The sequence below is a fragment of the Blautia coccoides genome (assembly GCF_034355335.1).
GTDB classification, from domain to species: Bacteria; Bacillota; Clostridia; order Lachnospirales; family Lachnospiraceae; genus Blautia; species Blautia producta.
Window position 1 is genome coordinate 2,537,309 of sequence record NZ_CP136422.1, and the last position, 18,226, is coordinate 2,555,534.

Annotated in this window: 14 protein-coding genes; 10 read left to right on the forward strand and 4 right to left on the reverse strand. The window is 41.8% G+C overall.

Annotated features, from left to right (window positions below; genetic code table 11):
- Positions 1-8 precede the first annotated feature (8 nt).
- The gene (locus BLCOC_RS11275) at positions 9-857 is read left to right on the forward strand and encodes a carbohydrate ABC transporter permease (RefSeq protein ID WP_018596764.1); all 849 of its coding nucleotides are present in this window, start codon (positions 9-11) and stop codon (positions 855-857) included.
- Positions 858-942: 85 nt separating this feature from the next.
- Here BLCOC_RS11275 and BLCOC_RS11280 read toward each other — a convergent pair whose 3' ends face one another.
- Positions 943-1,206 carry a hypothetical protein gene (locus BLCOC_RS11280; RefSeq protein WP_115625327.1) on the reverse strand — a complete coding sequence of 88 codons (264 nt, stop codon included), beginning with the start codon at positions 1,204-1,206 and terminating at the stop codon, positions 943-945.
- Between the two features lie 495 nt (positions 1,207-1,701).
- Here BLCOC_RS11280 and BLCOC_RS11285 point away from each other — a divergent pair, with 495 nt between their 5' ends.
- Entirely contained in the window at positions 1,702-3,252 is a 1,551-nt protein-coding gene (locus tag BLCOC_RS11285) for an alanine/glycine:cation symporter family protein (protein ID WP_115625328.1), read from the forward strand.
- A gap of 108 nt (positions 3,253-3,360) precedes the next feature.
- Here the strand turns inward: BLCOC_RS11285 and BLCOC_RS11290 are convergent, their stop codons facing one another.
- Complete coding sequence (locus BLCOC_RS11290; RefSeq protein WP_115625329.1) at positions 3,361-4,350, reverse strand: sugar phosphate isomerase/epimerase family protein; 990 nt, start codon at positions 4,348-4,350, stop codon at positions 3,361-3,363.
- A 13-nt stretch (positions 4,351-4,363) separates the two neighbouring features.
- Positions 4,364-5,395: a Gfo/Idh/MocA family protein gene (locus BLCOC_RS11295; protein ID WP_115625330.1), complete on the reverse strand. Its 1,032-nt coding sequence runs from the start codon at positions 5,393-5,395 to the stop codon at positions 4,364-4,366.
- A 567-nt stretch (positions 5,396-5,962) separates the two neighbouring features.
- On the opposite strand from BLCOC_RS11295, the gene BLCOC_RS11300 reads away from it, so the two are divergent.
- From BLCOC_RS11300 to BLCOC_RS11320, 5 genes are all read left to right on the forward strand, one after another.
- Positions 5,963-7,330, forward strand: a complete 1,368-nt coding sequence (locus BLCOC_RS11300; protein WP_115625331.1) for an extracellular solute-binding protein — start codon at positions 5,963-5,965, stop codon at positions 7,328-7,330.
- A 71-nt stretch (positions 7,331-7,401) separates the two neighbouring features.
- On the forward strand, positions 7,402-8,295 hold the full coding sequence (locus BLCOC_RS11305; protein WP_115625332.1) for a carbohydrate ABC transporter permease: 894 nt from the start codon (positions 7,402-7,404) through the stop codon (positions 8,293-8,295).
- A gap of 10 nt (positions 8,296-8,305) precedes the next feature.
- A complete protein-coding gene (locus BLCOC_RS11310; RefSeq protein WP_115625333.1) occupies positions 8,306-9,190 on the forward strand; it encodes a carbohydrate ABC transporter permease in 885 nt (294 codons plus the stop codon).
- 61 nt (positions 9,191-9,251) lie between these two features.
- Positions 9,252-10,265: a Gfo/Idh/MocA family protein gene (locus BLCOC_RS11315; protein ID WP_165907342.1), complete on the forward strand. Its 1,014-nt coding sequence runs from the start codon at positions 9,252-9,254 to the stop codon at positions 10,263-10,265.
- 12 nt (positions 10,266-10,277) lie between these two features.
- Entirely contained in the window at positions 10,278-11,192 is a 915-nt protein-coding gene (locus BLCOC_RS11320; RefSeq protein ID WP_115625335.1) for a sugar phosphate isomerase/epimerase family protein, read from the forward strand.
- A gap of 586 nt (positions 11,193-11,778) precedes the next feature.
- Here BLCOC_RS11320 and BLCOC_RS11325 read toward each other — a convergent pair.
- Entirely contained in the window at positions 11,779-13,068 is a 1,290-nt protein-coding gene (locus BLCOC_RS11325; RefSeq protein WP_115623341.1) for an IS110 family RNA-guided transposase, read from the reverse strand.
- A gap of 201 nt (positions 13,069-13,269) precedes the next feature.
- Between BLCOC_RS11325 and BLCOC_RS11330 the strand changes: the two genes are divergently transcribed.
- The 3 genes from BLCOC_RS11330 to BLCOC_RS11340 all read left to right on the forward strand — a co-directional run bounded on the left by BLCOC_RS11330 (position 13,270) and on the right by BLCOC_RS11340 (position 18,167).
- Positions 13,270-14,031 (forward strand): helix-turn-helix transcriptional regulator, encoded by a 762-nt coding sequence (locus BLCOC_RS11330; protein ID WP_242999078.1) that lies wholly within the window; start codon positions 13,270-13,272, stop codon positions 14,029-14,031.
- Positions 14,032-14,313: 282 nt separating this feature from the next.
- Positions 14,314-15,282: an ATP-binding protein gene (locus BLCOC_RS11335; RefSeq protein WP_115625337.1), complete on the forward strand. Its 969-nt coding sequence runs from the start codon at positions 14,314-14,316 to the stop codon at positions 15,280-15,282.
- A gap of 29 nt (positions 15,283-15,311) precedes the next feature.
- A complete protein-coding gene (locus BLCOC_RS11340) occupies positions 15,312-18,167 on the forward strand; it encodes an AAA family ATPase (RefSeq protein WP_165907333.1) in 2,856 nt (951 codons plus the stop codon).
- The last annotated feature ends 59 nt before the right edge of the window (positions 18,168-18,226 follow it).

Genomic DNA, 18,226 nt, shown 5'->3' on the forward strand with positions numbered 1-18,226 from the left:
TGCAGGTGATGGCTGAAACAAGCAGAAAGGGCAGAAAAATCAGCAAAGCCAATATATTTATATATCTTGTGCTGATACTCGGCAGTGTAATAATGATTTTTCCATTTTTATGGATGATTTTGACAAGTTTTAAATCCGTACCGGAGACCACATTGGTACCGCCCACATTTTTCCCGGCATCGTTTGAAAATACGGCTGCCTATACACAGGTGACGAACAGTCTTCCGTTTTTGAAGCTGTATTACAATACGCTGATGATGATCTTTATCCGGGTCATATGCGCGGTTGTATTTTCTTCCATGGCAGCTTACGCATTTGCAAAAGTACATTTTCCTCTGAAGAATCTGTGCTTTGCGCTGGTGGTGTCACAGCTTATGTTTCCGGCACAGGTGTTTATCCTTCCCCAGTATGAGATGATCTCCGCTATCGGAAAAACGGATTCCATCTTTGCTCTGGTATTTCCGGGACTTGTGAGTGCCTTTGGAACTTTCTTTCTCAGGCAGACATACATGGGAATACCGGATGATCTGATCGAAGCGGCAAGAATCGACGGATGCGGACAGTTCAGGACTTTTGTGAGTATTGCGTTTCCGCTCACAAAGACGGCAATCGCGGCACTGGCCGTATTCACGGCATTGTTTGCCTATGCGGATCTGATGTGGCCGCTGATCGTGAATACAAAACTGGATATGCTGACACTCTCCTCGGGATTGTCAACGCTGCGCGGGCAGTTCTCTGTGAATTACCCCAATCTGATGGCCGGGTCAGTGCTGGCTATGGTGCCTATGATCGTAATTTATCTGATCTTCCAGAAGCAGTTTATTGAGGGTATCGCATTGACAGGTACAAAGGCATAAAAATCTGCGGATGGCAGAACAAAAAAGAAGGCTGATAAAGTATAAAAATCAGCCTTCTTTCTGTTTGGAATAAAGATGCATCCGGTTACTTCTCTCTTTGTAAGCTCTTTATATATTCCGTCATTCTATCATTGTATTCCTGGATAGGGATAAATTCTTGTTCCGGGTCAGAATACGTTTCATTATACTCTGTGACAGGTACGAAATCCTCATCCTGGCCGGAGAATTTTTCGTTATACTCTGATATAGGGATAAATTCTTCCTGCTGCCCGGGTTTGGCAGTTGAATATCCCAGTACAAGCAGGGTGAAAAATGTGGCTGTCCAAGCGATTTTTTTTGACATTTTCATAGATATCCACCTCCGTATAACTTAGGAATGAACGTAACAACTGCAAAGGCCTGTGCATTTACTGCGCTGCCGGTAAAAGCTATCTGTTAATATTTACTATATCCTTATTATATGTATATAGTTTTCTGTTAATATATGGGTATTTTACAATGTCTAAGCCGGAATGTCAATGAAACACAAAAGGGACATAAAAAAGCCGCAGCATCGGTGCTGTAAGAAGAGGCTGTCTGCTAAGAACTTGTTGATGCATGAAGATTCCGGACATTAGGTCACTGTCCACAGTATCCCTTAGGGGAATACGCCTCCCAGGATAGTGATCTGTGAACAGTAACAACATTAGCACTAACTGTAATAAAATGAGCACTTAAAGGGTTTACAGTGCAAAAAATATACCATATACTTGTAGTAACAACGGATTTATGCGCCTGACAGAACACACACATTTTATTTTGTATCAAGGGATTCTGTGGTGCCGACAACTTAGGAGGGTAAAGTATGGAAGCTGTATTTGAAGGAATCAACAGTGTCTTTGGTTTTATCGGACCCCTGTCTGATTTTTTGTGGGATTTTCCCACGAACTTTGCATGGTATGCAGACATCCCCATTCTTGGCAGTTTTTCATTTGCAATAATTCTGCTTTTGGGATCAGGTATCTTTTTCAGCTTTAAACTAGGATTTATGCAGGTGACACATTTTAAAAAGGCTATTAAGATCCTGACAGAGAAACGTTCTGTGGAGACAGGGATTTCACCCCTTGCGGCCTTCTTTTTGAGTTCGGCCATGCGTGTGGGACCCGGCAATATTATCGGTGTGACCGGAGCTATTGCCGTGGGCGGGCCGGGGGCCTTGTTCTGGATGTGGGTGTCCGCTTTTTTCGGAATGGCAGTTGCCTATATGGAGGGCGTTCTGGCACAGATATTCAAGGAGAAAAAAGAAGGGGAGTTCGTAGGCGGTCTGCCTTTTTATGGAAGAAAGCTGCTGGGAAATAAGGTCTGGGTTGGAGTGTTTCTCTCTGTGCTGTATATACTTTACGCGCTGTGCTGTCTTCCGGCCCAGGGGTTTAATGTTGTATCATCAGTGGGACGTATGGCAGAGATCGTGACAAATTCTACAATTTCCACAGATTCTGTCTTCTATTACCTGGTGGGGGCCGGTATCATTATCCTGACGGCTGTTATTGCATTCGGCGGTATCAAAAAGGTAACAAAATGGACAGACAAGATGGTGCCTGTCATGGCGGTTTTATACATTGTAGTGGTGTTGGTTTTGATCGTGATGAACTTTAAGACGATTCCCTATTTCTTCCAGGCCGTATTTGCCGGTGCTTTCAGACCGGATGCCTTTTTCGGCGGTGTATTCGGCACTGTTCTGGCTCAGGGTGTGAAGAGAGGGCTGATGTCCAACGAGGCCGGCCAGGGTACCATTACCATGTCAGCCGCAGCCGCAGATGCAAAGCATCCCTGTGAGCAGGGTATGACCGCTTCCATCGGTGTGTTCCTGGATACTATGGTCATCTGTACATTGACCGGTTTTGTAGTGGTCATGGCTCACTGCTGGACAGGAGCGGGAGCAGATTCCTGGGCGGCTCTGGATAAGCTTCCGAAATTCACGGAATCCATTGCCATACTCACACCCGGAACAGCTATGAATGCTGTTATGACATTTCTGGTGACCCTGTGTTTCTGCCTGTTCGCTTTTACCTGTCTGCTGGGAATGATCAGTTTTTCTGAGATAGCGGCCAACAGGATCAGGAAAGATAAAATCTGCATTAATACGGTCCGGTGTATTGCGCTTTTTGTGGCAGCCTTTGGAATTCTCTGTAATATAGCCGGGCTGGAGCTTGGGAATCTGTGGGCATTCTCAGATTTGGGGAATATTCTGATCGTGTATTTCAATGTTCCTATTGTGTATGTAGGAGCAAGATATGTATTCCGGGCCACCAGGCATTATAAAAAACATGACGGTACACCGTTTACATCAAAGGTTATCGGAAGAGATGACTGTGAGTTCTGGGATAAGAAAGCAAAAATAAAAGAAGAGAAGTAATGGGATAAGGCCGGGGAGAGACTATAAAAGTTTTTCCCCGGCACTTTTCTGTCCTGCACCGGACTACACGGATGAAGTAAAAGATAACGTATATTTCAGCCTTTTCACTTATTTGGTTTTTAGAGCAGTATCAAAAGCAATACTTGAAGGATAAAAATTCATTTTTTTGATATACTCATAAGATTCAGTGATACCAAATTCACGTTCCATACCGGAGTCCTCCCATTCTACGGATAAAGGCCCCTGATAATTCATTGCATTTAGTTCTCTGATGATTCCATCAAAATCCACATCTCCATGACCAACGGAAACAAAATTCCATTTTCGTCTGGTATCACCGAAAGGCAGGTGAGACCCGAGAATCCCAGCTCTTGGGTCTGCGTTCATTTTTACATCTTTCATATGTACGTGGTAGATACGCGGGGCAAAGTCTTGGAGAAATAGCAGCTCGCTCACTCCCTGCCAAAGTAGATGACTGGGATCATAATTAAAGCCAAGAGTGAGCCGGTTATCAAAAATATCCAGCAAATATTTAGCAGTATAGTAGTCAAAGGCAATTTCCGTCGGATGTACTTCAAGGGCAAAACGGATGCCACACTCGTCATAAATATCAAAAATAGGCGACCAAAGGGAATGAATTTTCTGAAATCCATCTTCTATGATTTGAGGTGACGTGTTTGGAAATGAATACCAACAGGACCAAATGGGAGAACCCATAAATCCATTTACAACAGGTATCCCCATTTTTTGTGCGGCATATGCAGTTTGTATCATTTCCTTAACGGCCCATTCACGTATTTTGTCAGAATTACCGGCATATGCTGCAGGCGCAAATTGATTTAGTCTGGGATACCAATCATCGCCCACACACTGTCCTGCCAGATGGGCGGAGAGGGCAAAACATTTGAGATTATACCTATTTAGTGTTTCTTTGACATAAGGAATATAGGAGTTATCCGTCAGGGCTTTTTCTACTTGGAAATGAGCATGGGTAGCAAGCTCTATTCCATCATATCCGGCTTTTTGCGCCATAGAACATAATTTTTCTAAAGATAAATCACCGAATTGCCCGGATGCAAGAGTTATAGGCCGATACATAATTTCTCCTCCTTTATAGAATATCGATGGTAGTTCCTGTTTGGGCTGAAGTGGCTGCGGCAAAAACGGCTCGCATAGAATGAAGGACTTCCTCACCGGAAATTTCAGGAGGAATATTTTTTCTAAGACAATTTAGCCAGGTATCTATGACACCAGATTTGGTCTGTGTTTCATTTGTCTGTATTTTATCCAACGTGTATAAAATTCGTTCTCCATTTTTTCTTTCAATGATAAGAGAATAAGCAGGATTAGTGTAAAGATACATAACACCTTCTGTTCCATATAAAACAGTTGAGTTATCTTCAGGCCCATAACAGCTCCAGCTGGCAGCCATAGTTCCGGTGATACCGTTTTCTAATTTATAAATACAGAAAGCATTATCATCAACTTCTATAAAAGAGCCATCAGCTTTCTTTTTATCCAGAGTGCAGAGTTGAGCTGTGACTTGGGTGATATGCTGTCCGGTTAAATATTGAATAATATCGGTTTTATGAATACCCAAATCTGCCATTACTCCCATAGAAGCCTTTTGCTTGTCAAAAAACCATATTTGCCCTGGATCAATAGTCCATGTTTCGGGACCGCTATGCCTGAAGGATGTAGAGAACGTACAAAGATTACCAATGATTCCCTGCAGCAGCAGTTCTTTGGCTTTTTGATGTGTGCGGGTTAGGCGTTGGTTATGGCCAATCATTAAAAAACGTTTGTTATCTTTTGCGGTTTTTACCATAGCTTCACATTCATCAAGTGTGATACCCATAGGCTTTTCACATAAAACATGTTTTTGAGCCGATAATGCGGCAATAGTGAGAGCGCTGTGGGTAGTGTTTGCAGTACAAATACTGACTGCATCGATGGAAGAGTCTGCCAATAATTCTTCCCAAGAGGCAAAAGCTCTTGTGTCATAAACATCTGCAATCGTTTTGGCTCGTTCAGTGTTCATATCATATATACCATCTATGACAACATCTTTATTTGCCGCATATTCTGGTAGATGGCGTGTCTGGGCAATTTTCCCGCAGCCGATAATACCTATATGAATCATGTTTTCTCCTTTCTCGATAATGAATATATAGATTGTTTTATGGGAATGTACTCAGAAAAATAGAGCATGATTGAATTTATCGGATTTGAAAATCATAAATCTGGTGAAGATTCATCTGTGATATCAGACTAACATATCGAAAAAAAGCTGTCAAGAACTTTAAAAGACAGTGAATATATAAAATAATGCCAATTGAGATTTAAAAATACACAAATTAGCCTGTAATTATCAGATATTAGTATTGCATTATTTTGGCATAGTCACTATATACAAAATATGGAGAGAAAATATGTTAAAAATGTAAGATTACAATGAAAAAATAAGAAGACTGGAGGGAAATAACAAAATTCAGAAGATAATGCAGTGCTAATTTAGAATAAGAAAGCGGATAGACCGAAAAAAAGAAACTTGTTACACTGATATCAGTCGAAGAAAAATACTTTTAAGAGCAAATGCATGGATAGGCCTATCAAACGTATCGGCGAGGAAGTAAAATCTGGTGAAAATCGACTTGTGTTATCACTCGGTGTTAGAAATACTTTAAGAGTAAGTAAAGGAGACTAAAGTATGAAAAGAAGAATGATTTCGCTGTTTTTGACAACCATATTGACGGCAGCATTGTTGTCCGGATGCGGCGGTGAACAGAAAGACAGTTCAGATTTAAAAGAAAGTAATACAACAGAAGAAGATAAAAAACAGGAGACAGAACCAGAAGAAAAGTCTGAGACTGTAAATGACGATAACCAGGAAGAAAAACCGGAAAAGCTCGTAATGGTAATTTCATCCGAAGGTACGGGGCCTATGGAGCAGACCATCAAACAGTTCACAGAGGAGACGGGAATAGAGATTGAATTGATCTCAGAAGCTTATGATAATGTACATAACAAAATTATGACTATGGTTGCAGGCGGAAGTCAATGCGATATTGTGTGTCTGGATACGGTATGGCCGGCAGAATTTGCAAAATCGAATTTGATACTTCCGATGGATGAATATCTGGAGCCGGGATTTGGAGATAAATTTACAGATATATCGTGGAAACAACTCCAGTATAATGGACACCAGTATGGAATACCGACAGGAAACGATGCAAAATGGTTGTTTTATAACAAAGAGATTTTAGAAAAAGCAGGTTATCATGAACCACCAAAAACATGGCAGGAACTGGGAGATATGTCTCTGAAAATGAAAGAGGAGGGGCTTGTAAAATACGGAATTGCCTGGGGAGCCAGTCAGGCCGAGGGATTGGTATGCGATTATACTGCACTGCTGTATGGATTTGGAGGACAATATCGTGAGGACGATGAGAACAGCAGTGGAAATTGGAAACTAAATAGTGAGGAATCTTTGGACGCGCTGACATGGTTTCGTGACTCCATGGAAAATGGAATCGCAGACCCTGCTTCTACTACTTATACAGACCGTAATGTAATGAATACCTTTATGGCTGGAGATGTGGCGTTCGTAACAGGCTGGTCTTCTTATTGGACCGCGACAAATAGTGAATCAGAGTCAGCAATCGCAGGAAAGGTAGGTATGACAATGCTGCCTGGTTCTGAAAAGATGAAAAGCGGAAGTGTTGCTGGTGGAGGTGGCTATGCTGTAGTTTCAACCACAAAGAGTACGAAATGGGCAGTAGAATTTTTGAAGCTTCTTACAGAGCCTGAGATACAGAAATCGTTTCTAGAAGGCGTTTCCCAGATGCCTACGCTGAAAGAACTGTATGAAGATGAAGAATTGACCAGTAAATTTGAAATTTTGGATATGGCATATCCACAATATGAATATGCACACTTTAGACCGATTCTGGTACAGTACCAAAACTGGAGTAATATGGTTCAGGAAAGTATACATAAAGTGATTGCTAATGGAGAGGACCCGCAAACAGTGTTGGATAGTTTACAACAGAATGTGACCAGTCAGATACAAAATTAAAAATAAAAAAACCGGGCTGTCTGAAAGACAGTCCGGTATAGAGAAAAAGTATTCGGGGGGAGGAGATAGGAATGAAGAAGGGTACACTTGCAAAAAGGGAGGCCCACCTTGGTATTGGCATGGTAACTCCGGCAATGCTCATTATTTTCGGATTAATGTTATATCCCCTTTTTTATACAATTTATCTGACAATGGTTCAGTATAATTTACTTTCAAATGTGAGCCAGGGTTTTTTGGGACTAAAACAATATGCGCGTGTTCTTACGGACGATAAGTTTTGGCATGCCATGTCAGTGACTTTGTATTTTACGGTTGTTTCTCTTGGTCTTCAGCTGATTTTAGGATTTATGGCAGCGTTATTTTTAAATATTCCTTTTCGGGGACAGAAGCTGTTAAGGGCATTAATTCTGGCACCTTGGGCAGTTCCTACAGTTGTGAACGCGCAGCTCTGGAACTGGATATTGAATGCCAGTTATGGAGCACTGAATAAACTGCTTCTTCAGCTAGGAATTATCCGACAACCGATAGTATGGCTGGGAGAACCAAAACTGGCTCTGAATGTGATCATACTGGCGGATACCTGGAAAATGCTTCCTTTATTCATTATTATGCTCCTTGCCGGTCTTTCAACGATACCGGGAACTTATTATGAGGCAGCAAAAATGGAGGGAGCAGGTTTTTGGCATACATTCAGGAAAATAACATTTCCGTTGCTGAAGCCCATGCTGTTGGTGATTTTAGTTCTCCGCACCACACAAACAATTCGTGTGTTTGACGTTATTTATATGCTGACTCAGGGAGGACCGAATAACAGTACCATGACTATCAGCTATTATACATATTTCCAGACGTTCAGTCTGTTTGATTTTGGTTATGGAGCAACTATAGCAATGATAGTTGCAATACTGACTGTTTTTATTGCATTGACTTATAAGAAAATCCTAAAGGCAGACGATGTTTATTGAGGAGGATGTTATGAGGGAAAAAAGCAAAAAACATTTTATAAAATCGGGGCTGATCTTCTTGGGATGTTTGATCATTATATGTTGGACCGTCCTTCCACTTATATGGATGTTTATATCCAGTATCAGCCCGGCGAAGCACCTGCTTGACATGGATGCGTCATGGTTTCCGCCCCATGCCAGTTATGAACGGTATAAAAGTATTTTATTATCCGAAACGATAATAAATAAAGGTACGATTGTCTCTTCGCCAGCGGCAGTGTTTAAACGTGCTATGTTTAACAGCATTCTCGTATCAGGTATTACAACGGTGATATCCTTGACAGTAGGTGGATTTGCGGCATACGCATTTGCCAGACTTTCTTTTCGGTTCAGAGATAAGCTTTTAATGCTTGTAATGTTCTTTCAGCTTTTGCCGCCGGTATCGCTGATGATTCCTTTGTATGTGATTTTTAAAAAAATAGGAATTATTGACAATATGATTTGTCTGGTACTTTTATATGTCTCATTTACATTGGCATATACCATATGGGTTATGAGCGGTTATTTTAAATCCATTTCGGCAGACTTGGAAAATTCAGCTATGATTGATGGCTGCTCACGCATAGGAGCGTATTTTAGGGTAATTGTTCCCATTGCAAAACCAGGTTTTACAGCAGTTGGAATTCTGGCGTTTTTAATGGCATGGGATGAGTTTATGTATGCGCTTATTTTTATGAATTCACAGGCGCATAAAACGATTACGGTGGCCATTTCTGAATTTACAACAAAATTTGGTGTGGATTATGGAATGATGATGACCGCAGGCTGCATTGCAACAGCCTTGCCGGTACTTATTTCTGTTGTATTCCAAAAAAATATTACGCAAGGACTTACAATGGGGGCTGTAAAAGAATGATTAAAAGAAATATGAGGGTACTGAATAATTATCAAAAAAAACATAAAATTGAGGGATGATTATGGAAAAAGTAAATATTGGAATTATAGGCTGCGGCAGAATTGCACAGGACCAGACAGCAAGTGCTGTTCAACTTAAAAATACAAGAGTGGCAGCTGTTTGCGATAAAAATAAGGAAGCAGCGGAAGCATTTGCAAAGAAGTTTGGAATACCTAAGGTTTACACAGAATATGAAAAAATGCTGAGTGATCCTGAAATACAGGCTGTCTATAACTGTACACCAAATTTTTTGCATGCAAAAGTGGCCATTGACGCTGCGAGGGCTAAAAAACATGTGCTGACACAAAAGCCTTTTGCAAATACTCTGGAAGAGGCAAATGAAATCTGTAAAGCGGCCGAGGCAAATAAAATTATTTTGCAGGCAGCATTTTTCGAGCGGTTCAGAGGGTATTGCGCTGGAATAAAAAGGTGTATTGATGAGGGAAAGATAGGGGAAGTGTTAATGATCAAGGCGCAGATGTCCCATGAGGGGATTGGAAAGTTTTATCATCCCCGTACAGAATGGTTTAGTGATACTAAGCTTGCGGGCGGCGGGTGTTTGGCAGATATGGGAGCACATCATCTGGATCTTATGCGGTGGTTTGCAGGATCAGAGGTGGATATAATAGATGCGCAGATTGGATTTTCCAAGGACTGGAACACAGAAACGAATGCAATTGTGAATATGACCTTTAAGAACGGTGTTATGGCACAGGGACATTGGAGTTTCTCTACGATAGCACCGGATGGTGTCTGTTATGATAAGTTTGAAATCTATGGTGATAAGGGAACTATATTTGTTACCTGCGATTCAAAAGAAGAGCCTTCTATCCGACTTGTTCAGAAAGGGGATAATCATTGGAATGAGTATGCCTATGAAGAGGTAGACGGATTTTATGGAATGGAGGAACATTTTGCAAACTGTATTTTAGAAGATAAAACTCCTATTACTTCAGGAAAAGATGGAATCTGCTCTGTAAAAACCATATTAGCCGCCTATGAAAGTGCCAGGACAGGACAGAGACAAAAATTGTAAGGAGGAATAAAAATGAAACTGGGATGTGCATCATGGTGTTTCACGGCTCCTCATTATCAGGCACCTTATGAGCCGGCAATCCGCACTGTGGGAGAACTTGGATTTCAGGCAATCGAAATGATTGCCCATAACGAAAAGGATGTAAAAGTATATTATACTGCGGAAAAAATAAAAGAACTGAGAAAATTAATAAACTCTTATCATATGGAAATTTCAGAGTTTGCTTTTTATACACAGATTACACAGGGGCTTGCAAGTCTTGATGATATAGTCAGAGAGGAGGCATTCCTGAAGTTTGAAGAAATGGTAAATATTGGATATGAATTGGGGACAGACATGATCAACATGGTTTCAAACTGGGTATATGGGCATGAATGTCTGGTTGATTATGTACCAAATTACTGGTCTCCTCATGTGGAAGGTGTTCCATATCAGGAATTGACTCAAAATATGACCTATCCGAATGAGATTGACTGGAACGAAGTTTGGAAACGTTATATGGATACGATTAAACGCTGCCTGGAAATCTGCCGGAAATATAAGATGAGATTTAACGTGGAAGGCCATGCGAATGTTATTGTTGGTAATTCAGACGCAATGCTGCGAATGTTTGATTATATATCGGATGAGGATTTGGGAATCAACCTGGACACAGCATGGCATATGATACAGAGGGAATATGTCCCCATGGTGGTGGAAAAATTAGGTGCCAGAATTTTCCATGTCCATATGAGGGATGGAGATGGTATGATAAATTATAATCTTCCGCCGGGAAAAGGGATTAATAATTGGGAAGATACCTTGAAAGCGTTAAAAAGGACAGGATATGACGGTGTTCTTTCTTTTGAAATGGCAGGATTTCTGCACGCGGATCAGGTAATAGCCGATTCAAAACGTTATATAGAAAGTATATTGGAAAAATTGTAAGACATTAAGGGGGTGCAGATATTGAATCGTGGCTTGGAAGAAAGACTGTATTTAAGTGATGACAATATATGCACCTCCCTATATAGTCAAGTCTTTTTTCCTTGAAAATCAAGGATTTTTTAATGTTTCATCAATAAATATCTCAGAAGAAAGAACCATTGGAATGGACATTTCTCTGTATCTGGTACGAAAGTAGTGGATTTTGGGTGCACAAAATAAAACGTCTTCTCTTTTCGTTCTACATGGCCTTGTGTGTACCCATCCATCTACGGCAGCGAACCTCCCATGTCTACCAGGATCATCAGACCATTGCTGAGTCCTAACTTCTCTCGTCCCGCCTGTCCATAACCAGGGTGTCAGCTCAGCTCCTTTACAGGGTCATGCCCTCTGGTGAATATTCCTGCCGACTACTGGCTCCATTCTTTGTTTTTTTATTACTGACTTTTTCCTGCAACAGCACCTCTCGGTGGACGTTTTCCTGTTACATTCCATTTACTTGTTTCTTCCAGCTATCATGGCTGGCCTCAGCCTTCCATTCTTTCCTTTCAAAGGCTCAGACCGGCCATGATTCACTGTTTCTTTCTCTTTATGCTGCTGGCTGCATTTTAGGTCTTACAATGTCACTTAACATCTTCTGACCGTCATACTCTATGCCTTTTGTTAGTATTGTATAAAATATCCGGATCAGTTTACATGCCACCGCTATCACCGACTGCATCTTCTTCAGGGGATTCTTTTCCCTCGTCCTGTAATAACAATGGATCTCTTTAAATTCTTTATTTTTCCCAATCACCGATATCGCAGCTTCATACAGCGCATATCTCAAACGCTTTCTTCCCCTGTGGCTGATACGACTTTCTCCATTATGCTTTCCGGAGCTGTCTGCGACAATAGCATATCCTGCCAGTTTCTGCACCTGCTTTGGATTATCAAAACGTCCAATGTCTCCAACCTCTGCAATAAAGCAGCTTACCGTTTTTATTCCAATCCCATTGATCTCCATCAGCTTATCTATATAGGCAATCTCAGAAAGTGTTTCCTCTATCTCTTCCATAAGTTCATCCATACGATTCTTATATATTTCGTAGTCATTCAACAGGTTTCGGATCTCTTTCCTGGCACTTCTTGGTGCTTCCGTATTTCCGATGCTGTGCTCCGCTGCGGTTACCAGGGTCGTTGCCCTCTTTATCCCAGCGCCTTTCAGCCTTGCATCTCTCCATATCTTATTAACACCATCCACGCCAAGCTCTTTGATATCGCAGGGCAATGGTGCCTGTTTGATTACCATCAGTCCGCTTACTGCATCCGGATTCCTGTAAACGTCTTTGATCTCTGGAAAATAGATGCTGAACCAGCGGGCGATCCTGTTTTTGATTCTTGTAATCTCTTCCTGTGTCTGAATACGAAGGTTGGACAAATTTCTAATTTCTGCATAAATCCCGGTTGGAATATATGGATATGAAAATCTTCCTTCATTTACCAGACCTGCAATTGTTTTTGGATCTTTACGGTCATTCTTACTCGGATTATTGTCATCCAGTTCTTTAGACTTCTTGACATGATGCGGATTCACATGTACCGGCTTCATTCCCTGTTCCTGCAGGTACGCTCCAAGGTTCAGCCAGTAGTGACCGGTTGGTTCCATTCCCGGAATCACAGCTTCCATCCCATGTTTCTCTGCTATATCGTCCATCCAGTCTTTGAATGAGGAAAATCCAGCTTCATCGTTGCTGAAGGCAAACGGTTTCTTTGAGTACTCATAATTGCGCCAGCCGAAAGCTCTTGCATAATGGGTTTCACTTCCCACATCAATACCAACGATTAAAGTCTTTTCCGTAATAGATGCAATTTTTGCGTTCTGTGTGTTATAATTCATTTCAAGTACCTCACTGTTTAATAAGATTTTTTACTAACCGTCCAAAGTCAGTAATCTTATTTTACTCTGAGGTATTTTTTTCTCAACCTTCTTTCTCGGAATTCCTTATATTTGAATTATACAAGAAGCTCCTTTAAGATTTTTATACATGAGTATTCATCTCCTCTACACTATCATAAATACCTGGAAATTCTCTATATTATGGAAGGACGGGTGAAAGTTCAGGTGAATTCTATAGATATGATAGCCAATCCTGGTTCTCTGTTTTTTATCAATAGCAAGGAAGATCATAAAACGGATTTTATGAATGATGAAAAACATAAAATCTTATGTATTCAATTTGATACGGATATTCTCTATTCATTAGGCGGTATTGCCCATGAAGTAAAATATATTTCACCTATACTTAACAAACAAGTTCATTTTCCAACGTATCTTGACGCTAGGAAAGAGGAGGGTATATTGGAAATTCTCAATGAACTTCTGACAGAGGTACAACAGAAAAAAGTAGGATATGAGATGGTGCTGAAGGCGGATTTCTATAAATTGATAGCTTGGTATTTCAGAAAAGCAGAAGAGTGCCTGAAATTGGAAGAAGGCAGCCATGTATTGGAAACAGAAAAGGATGAACGCCTGCAAGTGGTGTTTGAGTATGCAAATAAAAATTACATGAAAGATATAAAGACTCAGGATGCAGCGGACGAAGTTTTTTTAAGTTATACATACTTTTGCAAATTATTTAAGCAGCATACAAAACTTACATTTATGGAATATCTTAATAAGGTAAGGCTGGCAGAAGCCAGAAAACTGCTGGTAGACACTAATCTGAGTATTGGCGAGATCGCAGCGCGGACAGGATTTAAAGATCAAAACTATTTTACGAGAATTTTTAAAGATACTTTTCAGGAAACACCCAGTAAATTTAGAAAAAGTATTCTTCTTCAAAAGAAAATTGAAAAATAGGGAAATTCAAAATATAGAAAATATTAAGGGCTTGTTCAGGATATAAGCGTGCATGTTATTTACATGAGCACCAATCATCCTGAACATTTTTTATTTGAAAAAGCGAACTCGGATATAAAAAAATCGTTGCATTCAATTTCTGTAAGATAGACATCAATTAAAATATAAGGTAGAATAGAGTAAAAATCCCAACCGACGTCAGCCGACATTTTTTCGACAATCCGGCGCTACGATTTCGATAACTTTATTTACAGATGATCTTTTTAAAATTGGGGGATAAGCATGAAGGAAATTTACAGAAAAGCAATGGAAGTCTGGGCGGTTCCGGAAGAATTTTATGAGGCCGCAGTTCCCATGTACCGTGACTATGAGGCTGAGCTTGCCGTTAAGTTCGGAAGCAATCCCGTATCTGAACAGGAAATCTGCAGCCTGCTGAAAGAAAGTGGGAAAGAGGATGTAAGGAAGCTGCTTTTTGAGAGTTATCAGAGAAATGTAATGGAAAAATGTGAGGGGGACAGCAGCGGCGAAATCTTTTACAGAATGACAGATTTCTATGCCCGTTATCCGTATTTCGCTCAGTATGAACCGGAAGTGTACGGGGAATTTCCACAGGAGACAGTGGACCGGTTAAATGAATGGGATTTGAAGGTGTATATGGACCGCACTGCGCAGGCTGCCCTTGATATAGCGGCAGGTAAAGACGTACCCATGCATCAGACACAATATTTGACCCTGCAGGAGTCTTACGACATGATGGACACTCTGGGAGAGGAAATCCTGATTCTGCCCTGCAACTGTAAAGCCATGGGCAGATGTACGGAAAAGCCCGTGAATGTATGCATTAATAAGCTGGTAAAGGGACCGAACACCCCTTATGACAGAAAATTGGGAACCATTCTCTCTCTGGATGAGACAAAAAAGCTGATCCGTGGGATCAACAAAAAAGGACTGATGCAGTCAGGGGAAAATAATGTGCTGTGCAACTGTGACGGTGTGTACTGCTATCCCACGAAAATGGCCAGGATACTGGGAACAAGGCTTCATTATCCCACATCCCATTATGAGACGCTGTGGGATGAAAGTAAGTGCGTCCAATGCGGGAAATGTACGAAAATCTGTAATTTCGGTGCTTTTTATAAAGACCAAGGGGGAAATGTGAAGTTTGACCCTGAAAAATGCTGGGGCTGTACCATCTGTTCTGCAAATTGTCCCAAGAGTGCAATTACATTAAAGAAGAGAAGCGGGAAGTAATCTTACGGAAAATAGGTAAAGGTGAAAACATGGATAGAAGATATTCTCATGACATAGAAGTTCAGCTTTTAGGACGGCCCGGTGTATTGCTTTTTGGAGAAAAAGTCTCTTTCCCCTATCAGAAAGTGGAAGGCCTGTTTTATTATTTGTGTGTGAATAACCAGATATCCAGAAGCCAGGCGATCAGTGTTTTGTGGGCGGGAAACAGCGAGGCAACGGCCAGGAAAAACCTGCGGGACGCGGTTTATAATATAAGAAAAGTATTGGGACAGGACATTTTGACTGTGGAGGGTAACACGCTGATCGTTCTGAACCGTCAAATGGATATTGATATCGACATGGAGCATATCACAAGGGAAAATCTGCTGGAAAGCTGGAAGGGCGAATTCCTCCAGTTTTTCTTTGTGAAGAACTGCTATGAGTTTGAGGCATGGGCCGAGGGGGAGAGGGCAGAGCGGAAAAGAGCCTATTTAAAAGCACTGCAGCTTAAGATCATGGGGCAGAAAACAGGGCAGGGACTTGATTTTCTGGAGGAGAGCAGCAGGATACTCATACAGAATGAGGTTCTGGACGAAGAATTGTACCGAAGTATCATGAAAAAACTGGCGGAGGCGGGAAGATATCTCCCTGCCATGGAGATTTATCAGTCTCTGAAAACATTTTTGGAAAAGGAAGTGGAGGAACAGCCGGAAGAGGAGACACAGGCGCTTTATGAGAAAATTTCAGAGATGAAAAACAGGCTGAAACGTCCCCCGGAAGAAAGAGGCGAATATTTTTTCGGAAGAGCGGATATTCTCTATGACATCTATTCGCGGATCAGCGCAAAAGAGGGGGATTCGGAAAGGCGCTGCCGTTCTTTCCTGATCACAGGGGAGCCTGGTGTGGGGAAAAGTATGCTCCTGGAAGAAATCCGGCGGATGGTGGAGGACTCAGACTATCTGATATTTACCTGGACATGCTGTGAGACGGAAAAGGATCTGTATCTGATGCCGTGGCATGGGATCATGGCTAAGGTGGATGAATACTGTAAGAAAAACGGACTGGATGTAGAGTCCCCTACTGATATTCTGCTCCGGCAGAATGCCTCGGATGTGCAGTTTTTTATGACCCGTTTTGAAATTTTGACAGAATCGGTCTTCCGCTATCTGACAAAATATTTCCGGGACAGGAAAATTCTTCTGTTTATTGATGACATTCAGTGGATGGATTCCATGAGCATGAGGCTTATGAGCAATCTGCTGTTCCGCATGGGCCATGGGCAGATGCTTGTGGTGGCTGCCAGCCGGGAGGACGACGGTGATGACATCAAGAGCTTCAAGATACCTCTGATCGGACGGGGAATCCTGAAAGAAATAGAACTAAAGCCATTTACCCTGGAGGAGGCCAGGCGGGTGATAGAGGAGACAGACGCAGGTCTTCTGAACGATCCGCGGCTTGTGGAGGAGATTTATAAAAAAACCCAGGGAAATCCTCTGTTTTTTATGGAATCTCTGCGGCTGTTTGAGAAAAAAGGGGATGGCACCGCATTTACGGACCGCATGACCAATGTTATCCAGAGCAGGCTTTTAAGCCTTTCAAGGCGGGAGCGCGTTATGCTGGATATCATATCCATTTTTTCTCTTCCTGTGACCAAAGGAGAGATCAATCAGATCCTGGGCATGGAGGAACTGCAGCTTTTGCAGATACTGGAACCTTTGCTGGATAAAAAGATCCTTTATGAAAAACTGATGAGCGGGGAGGTGCATTACGGGTTCCGCCATCAGATCATCCGTGAATATGTATACAGCAGTCTGCCAAAAGAAAAAAAGGATATTTACCATAACTACATTGCCAGATATTATGAACAGGAATACCAAAAGGACAGGAATCTGGGCATCTGCTCCCTGGTCATTTATCACTATGAGCGCTGCCGGGATCGGTACAAAATGTACTGGTATAAGGTGGAATATCTGGAGGCGTTCTACAGGATTTCCTATGATTTTTATCCCATGTTGGCCAGAAAAGCTGTGTTCAGCGGCAATATTGACGGCTTTTCGGCAAAGGAAGATGAGCTTGTGGAGCTGGCGGAGGAAATAAGGGCACTGCAGGAGACAGATTCTAAGATGACTCCCATTCGCATGCGGGTGGAATATCTGCTGGGGCGCTATGAGATGTTTGTCAGAGACTGCCAGAGAGGGAAAAATTGTATTGAGAAAAGTCTGGAACTGGCGAAGCAGATTCAGGACAGAGACTATATTTTTTATAATTATCTGCAGCTCATCTTATACGGGGATCTGACAGGACAAAATGGCTTTATGCGCAGTGTGATCGAAACCTGTATGGAATTTATGAAAGACTGTACATGCCGCCATCTGGAGGAAGAGTGTATGCTGATCCGGTATCTGGGTATCTGTATGATGAAGGACGGAGAGTATGAAAAGGCAGAGAAGCTTTTTATGGAGGCAGTGGACCGTCTGAGTCATGCGGACAGAGAAACTGAGCGTTACAGGATAGAATTGTCGGCCTGTCATCATGACATGGGAATCTGTTATATACGCCAGAAGAAGTGGGATATGGCCTGCAGGTGCCTGGAAAAGGCAGTGGAGATTGGAGAAAAATACATGATTTCCGGGGAGGCAGGTGTATTCTACTCGGATATGAGCCTGGTGCTGTGCCGGATGGGAGACAGCAGCAGAGCAAAAAAATTTGCTGAAAAAGCACGTTCCTGTTTTGTTCAGGCCGGTTCTCTGTGGGGAGAGGCGAAAACAGAGCTGTGCTGTGCGCTGATCGCGGAAGTGGAAGGTGATACAGAAGAGGCAAAACACCGCCGGGAGCTAGCTGACCGGATAGCAAAGAAATTGGACAGCAGATTTTTATGGGAAGAACTGAAGAGTATGGAAAGCTGAGGATAGACACGGGGAAAAAACTCCGTGTCTTTTTTTTGAATAATATTTGAGAGCAGACG

Bases quoted from the DNA above. Each gene is read 5' to 3' on its own strand.
- BLCOC_RS11275 (WP_018596764.1), top strand. From the start codon at position 9: ATGGCTGAAACAAGCAGAAAGGGCAGAAAAATCAGCAAAGCCAATATA.
- BLCOC_RS11280 (WP_115625327.1), bottom strand. From the start codon at position 1,206: ATGAAAATGTCAAAAAAAATCGCTTGGACAGCCACATTTTTCACCCTG.
- BLCOC_RS11285 (WP_115625328.1), top strand. From the start codon at position 1,702: ATGGAAGCTGTATTTGAAGGAATCAACAGTGTCTTTGGTTTTATCGGA.
- BLCOC_RS11290 (WP_115625329.1), bottom strand. From the start codon at position 4,350: ATGTATCGGCCTATAACTCTTGCATCCGGGCAATTCGGTGATTTATCT.
- BLCOC_RS11295 (WP_115625330.1), bottom strand. From the start codon at position 5,395: ATGATTCATATAGGTATTATCGGCTGCGGGAAAATTGCCCAGACACGC.
- BLCOC_RS11300 (WP_115625331.1), top strand. From the start codon at position 5,963: ATGAAAAGAAGAATGATTTCGCTGTTTTTGACAACCATATTGACGGCA.
- BLCOC_RS11305 (WP_115625332.1), top strand. From the start codon at position 7,402: ATGAAGAAGGGTACACTTGCAAAAAGGGAGGCCCACCTTGGTATTGGC.
- BLCOC_RS11310 (WP_115625333.1), top strand. From the start codon at position 8,306: ATGAGGGAAAAAAGCAAAAAACATTTTATAAAATCGGGGCTGATCTTC.
- BLCOC_RS11315 (WP_165907342.1), top strand. From the start codon at position 9,252: ATGGAAAAAGTAAATATTGGAATTATAGGCTGCGGCAGAATTGCACAG.
- BLCOC_RS11320 (WP_115625335.1), top strand. From the start codon at position 10,278: ATGAAACTGGGATGTGCATCATGGTGTTTCACGGCTCCTCATTATCAG.
- BLCOC_RS11325 (WP_115623341.1), bottom strand. From the start codon at position 13,068: ATGAATTATAACACACAGAACGCAAAAATTGCATCTATTACGGAAAAG.
- BLCOC_RS11330 (WP_242999078.1), top strand. From the start codon at position 13,270: ATGGAAGGACGGGTGAAAGTTCAGGTGAATTCTATAGATATGATAGCC.
- BLCOC_RS11335 (WP_115625337.1), top strand. From the start codon at position 14,314: ATGAAGGAAATTTACAGAAAAGCAATGGAAGTCTGGGCGGTTCCGGAA.
- BLCOC_RS11340 (WP_165907333.1), top strand. From the start codon at position 15,312: ATGGATAGAAGATATTCTCATGACATAGAAGTTCAGCTTTTAGGACGG.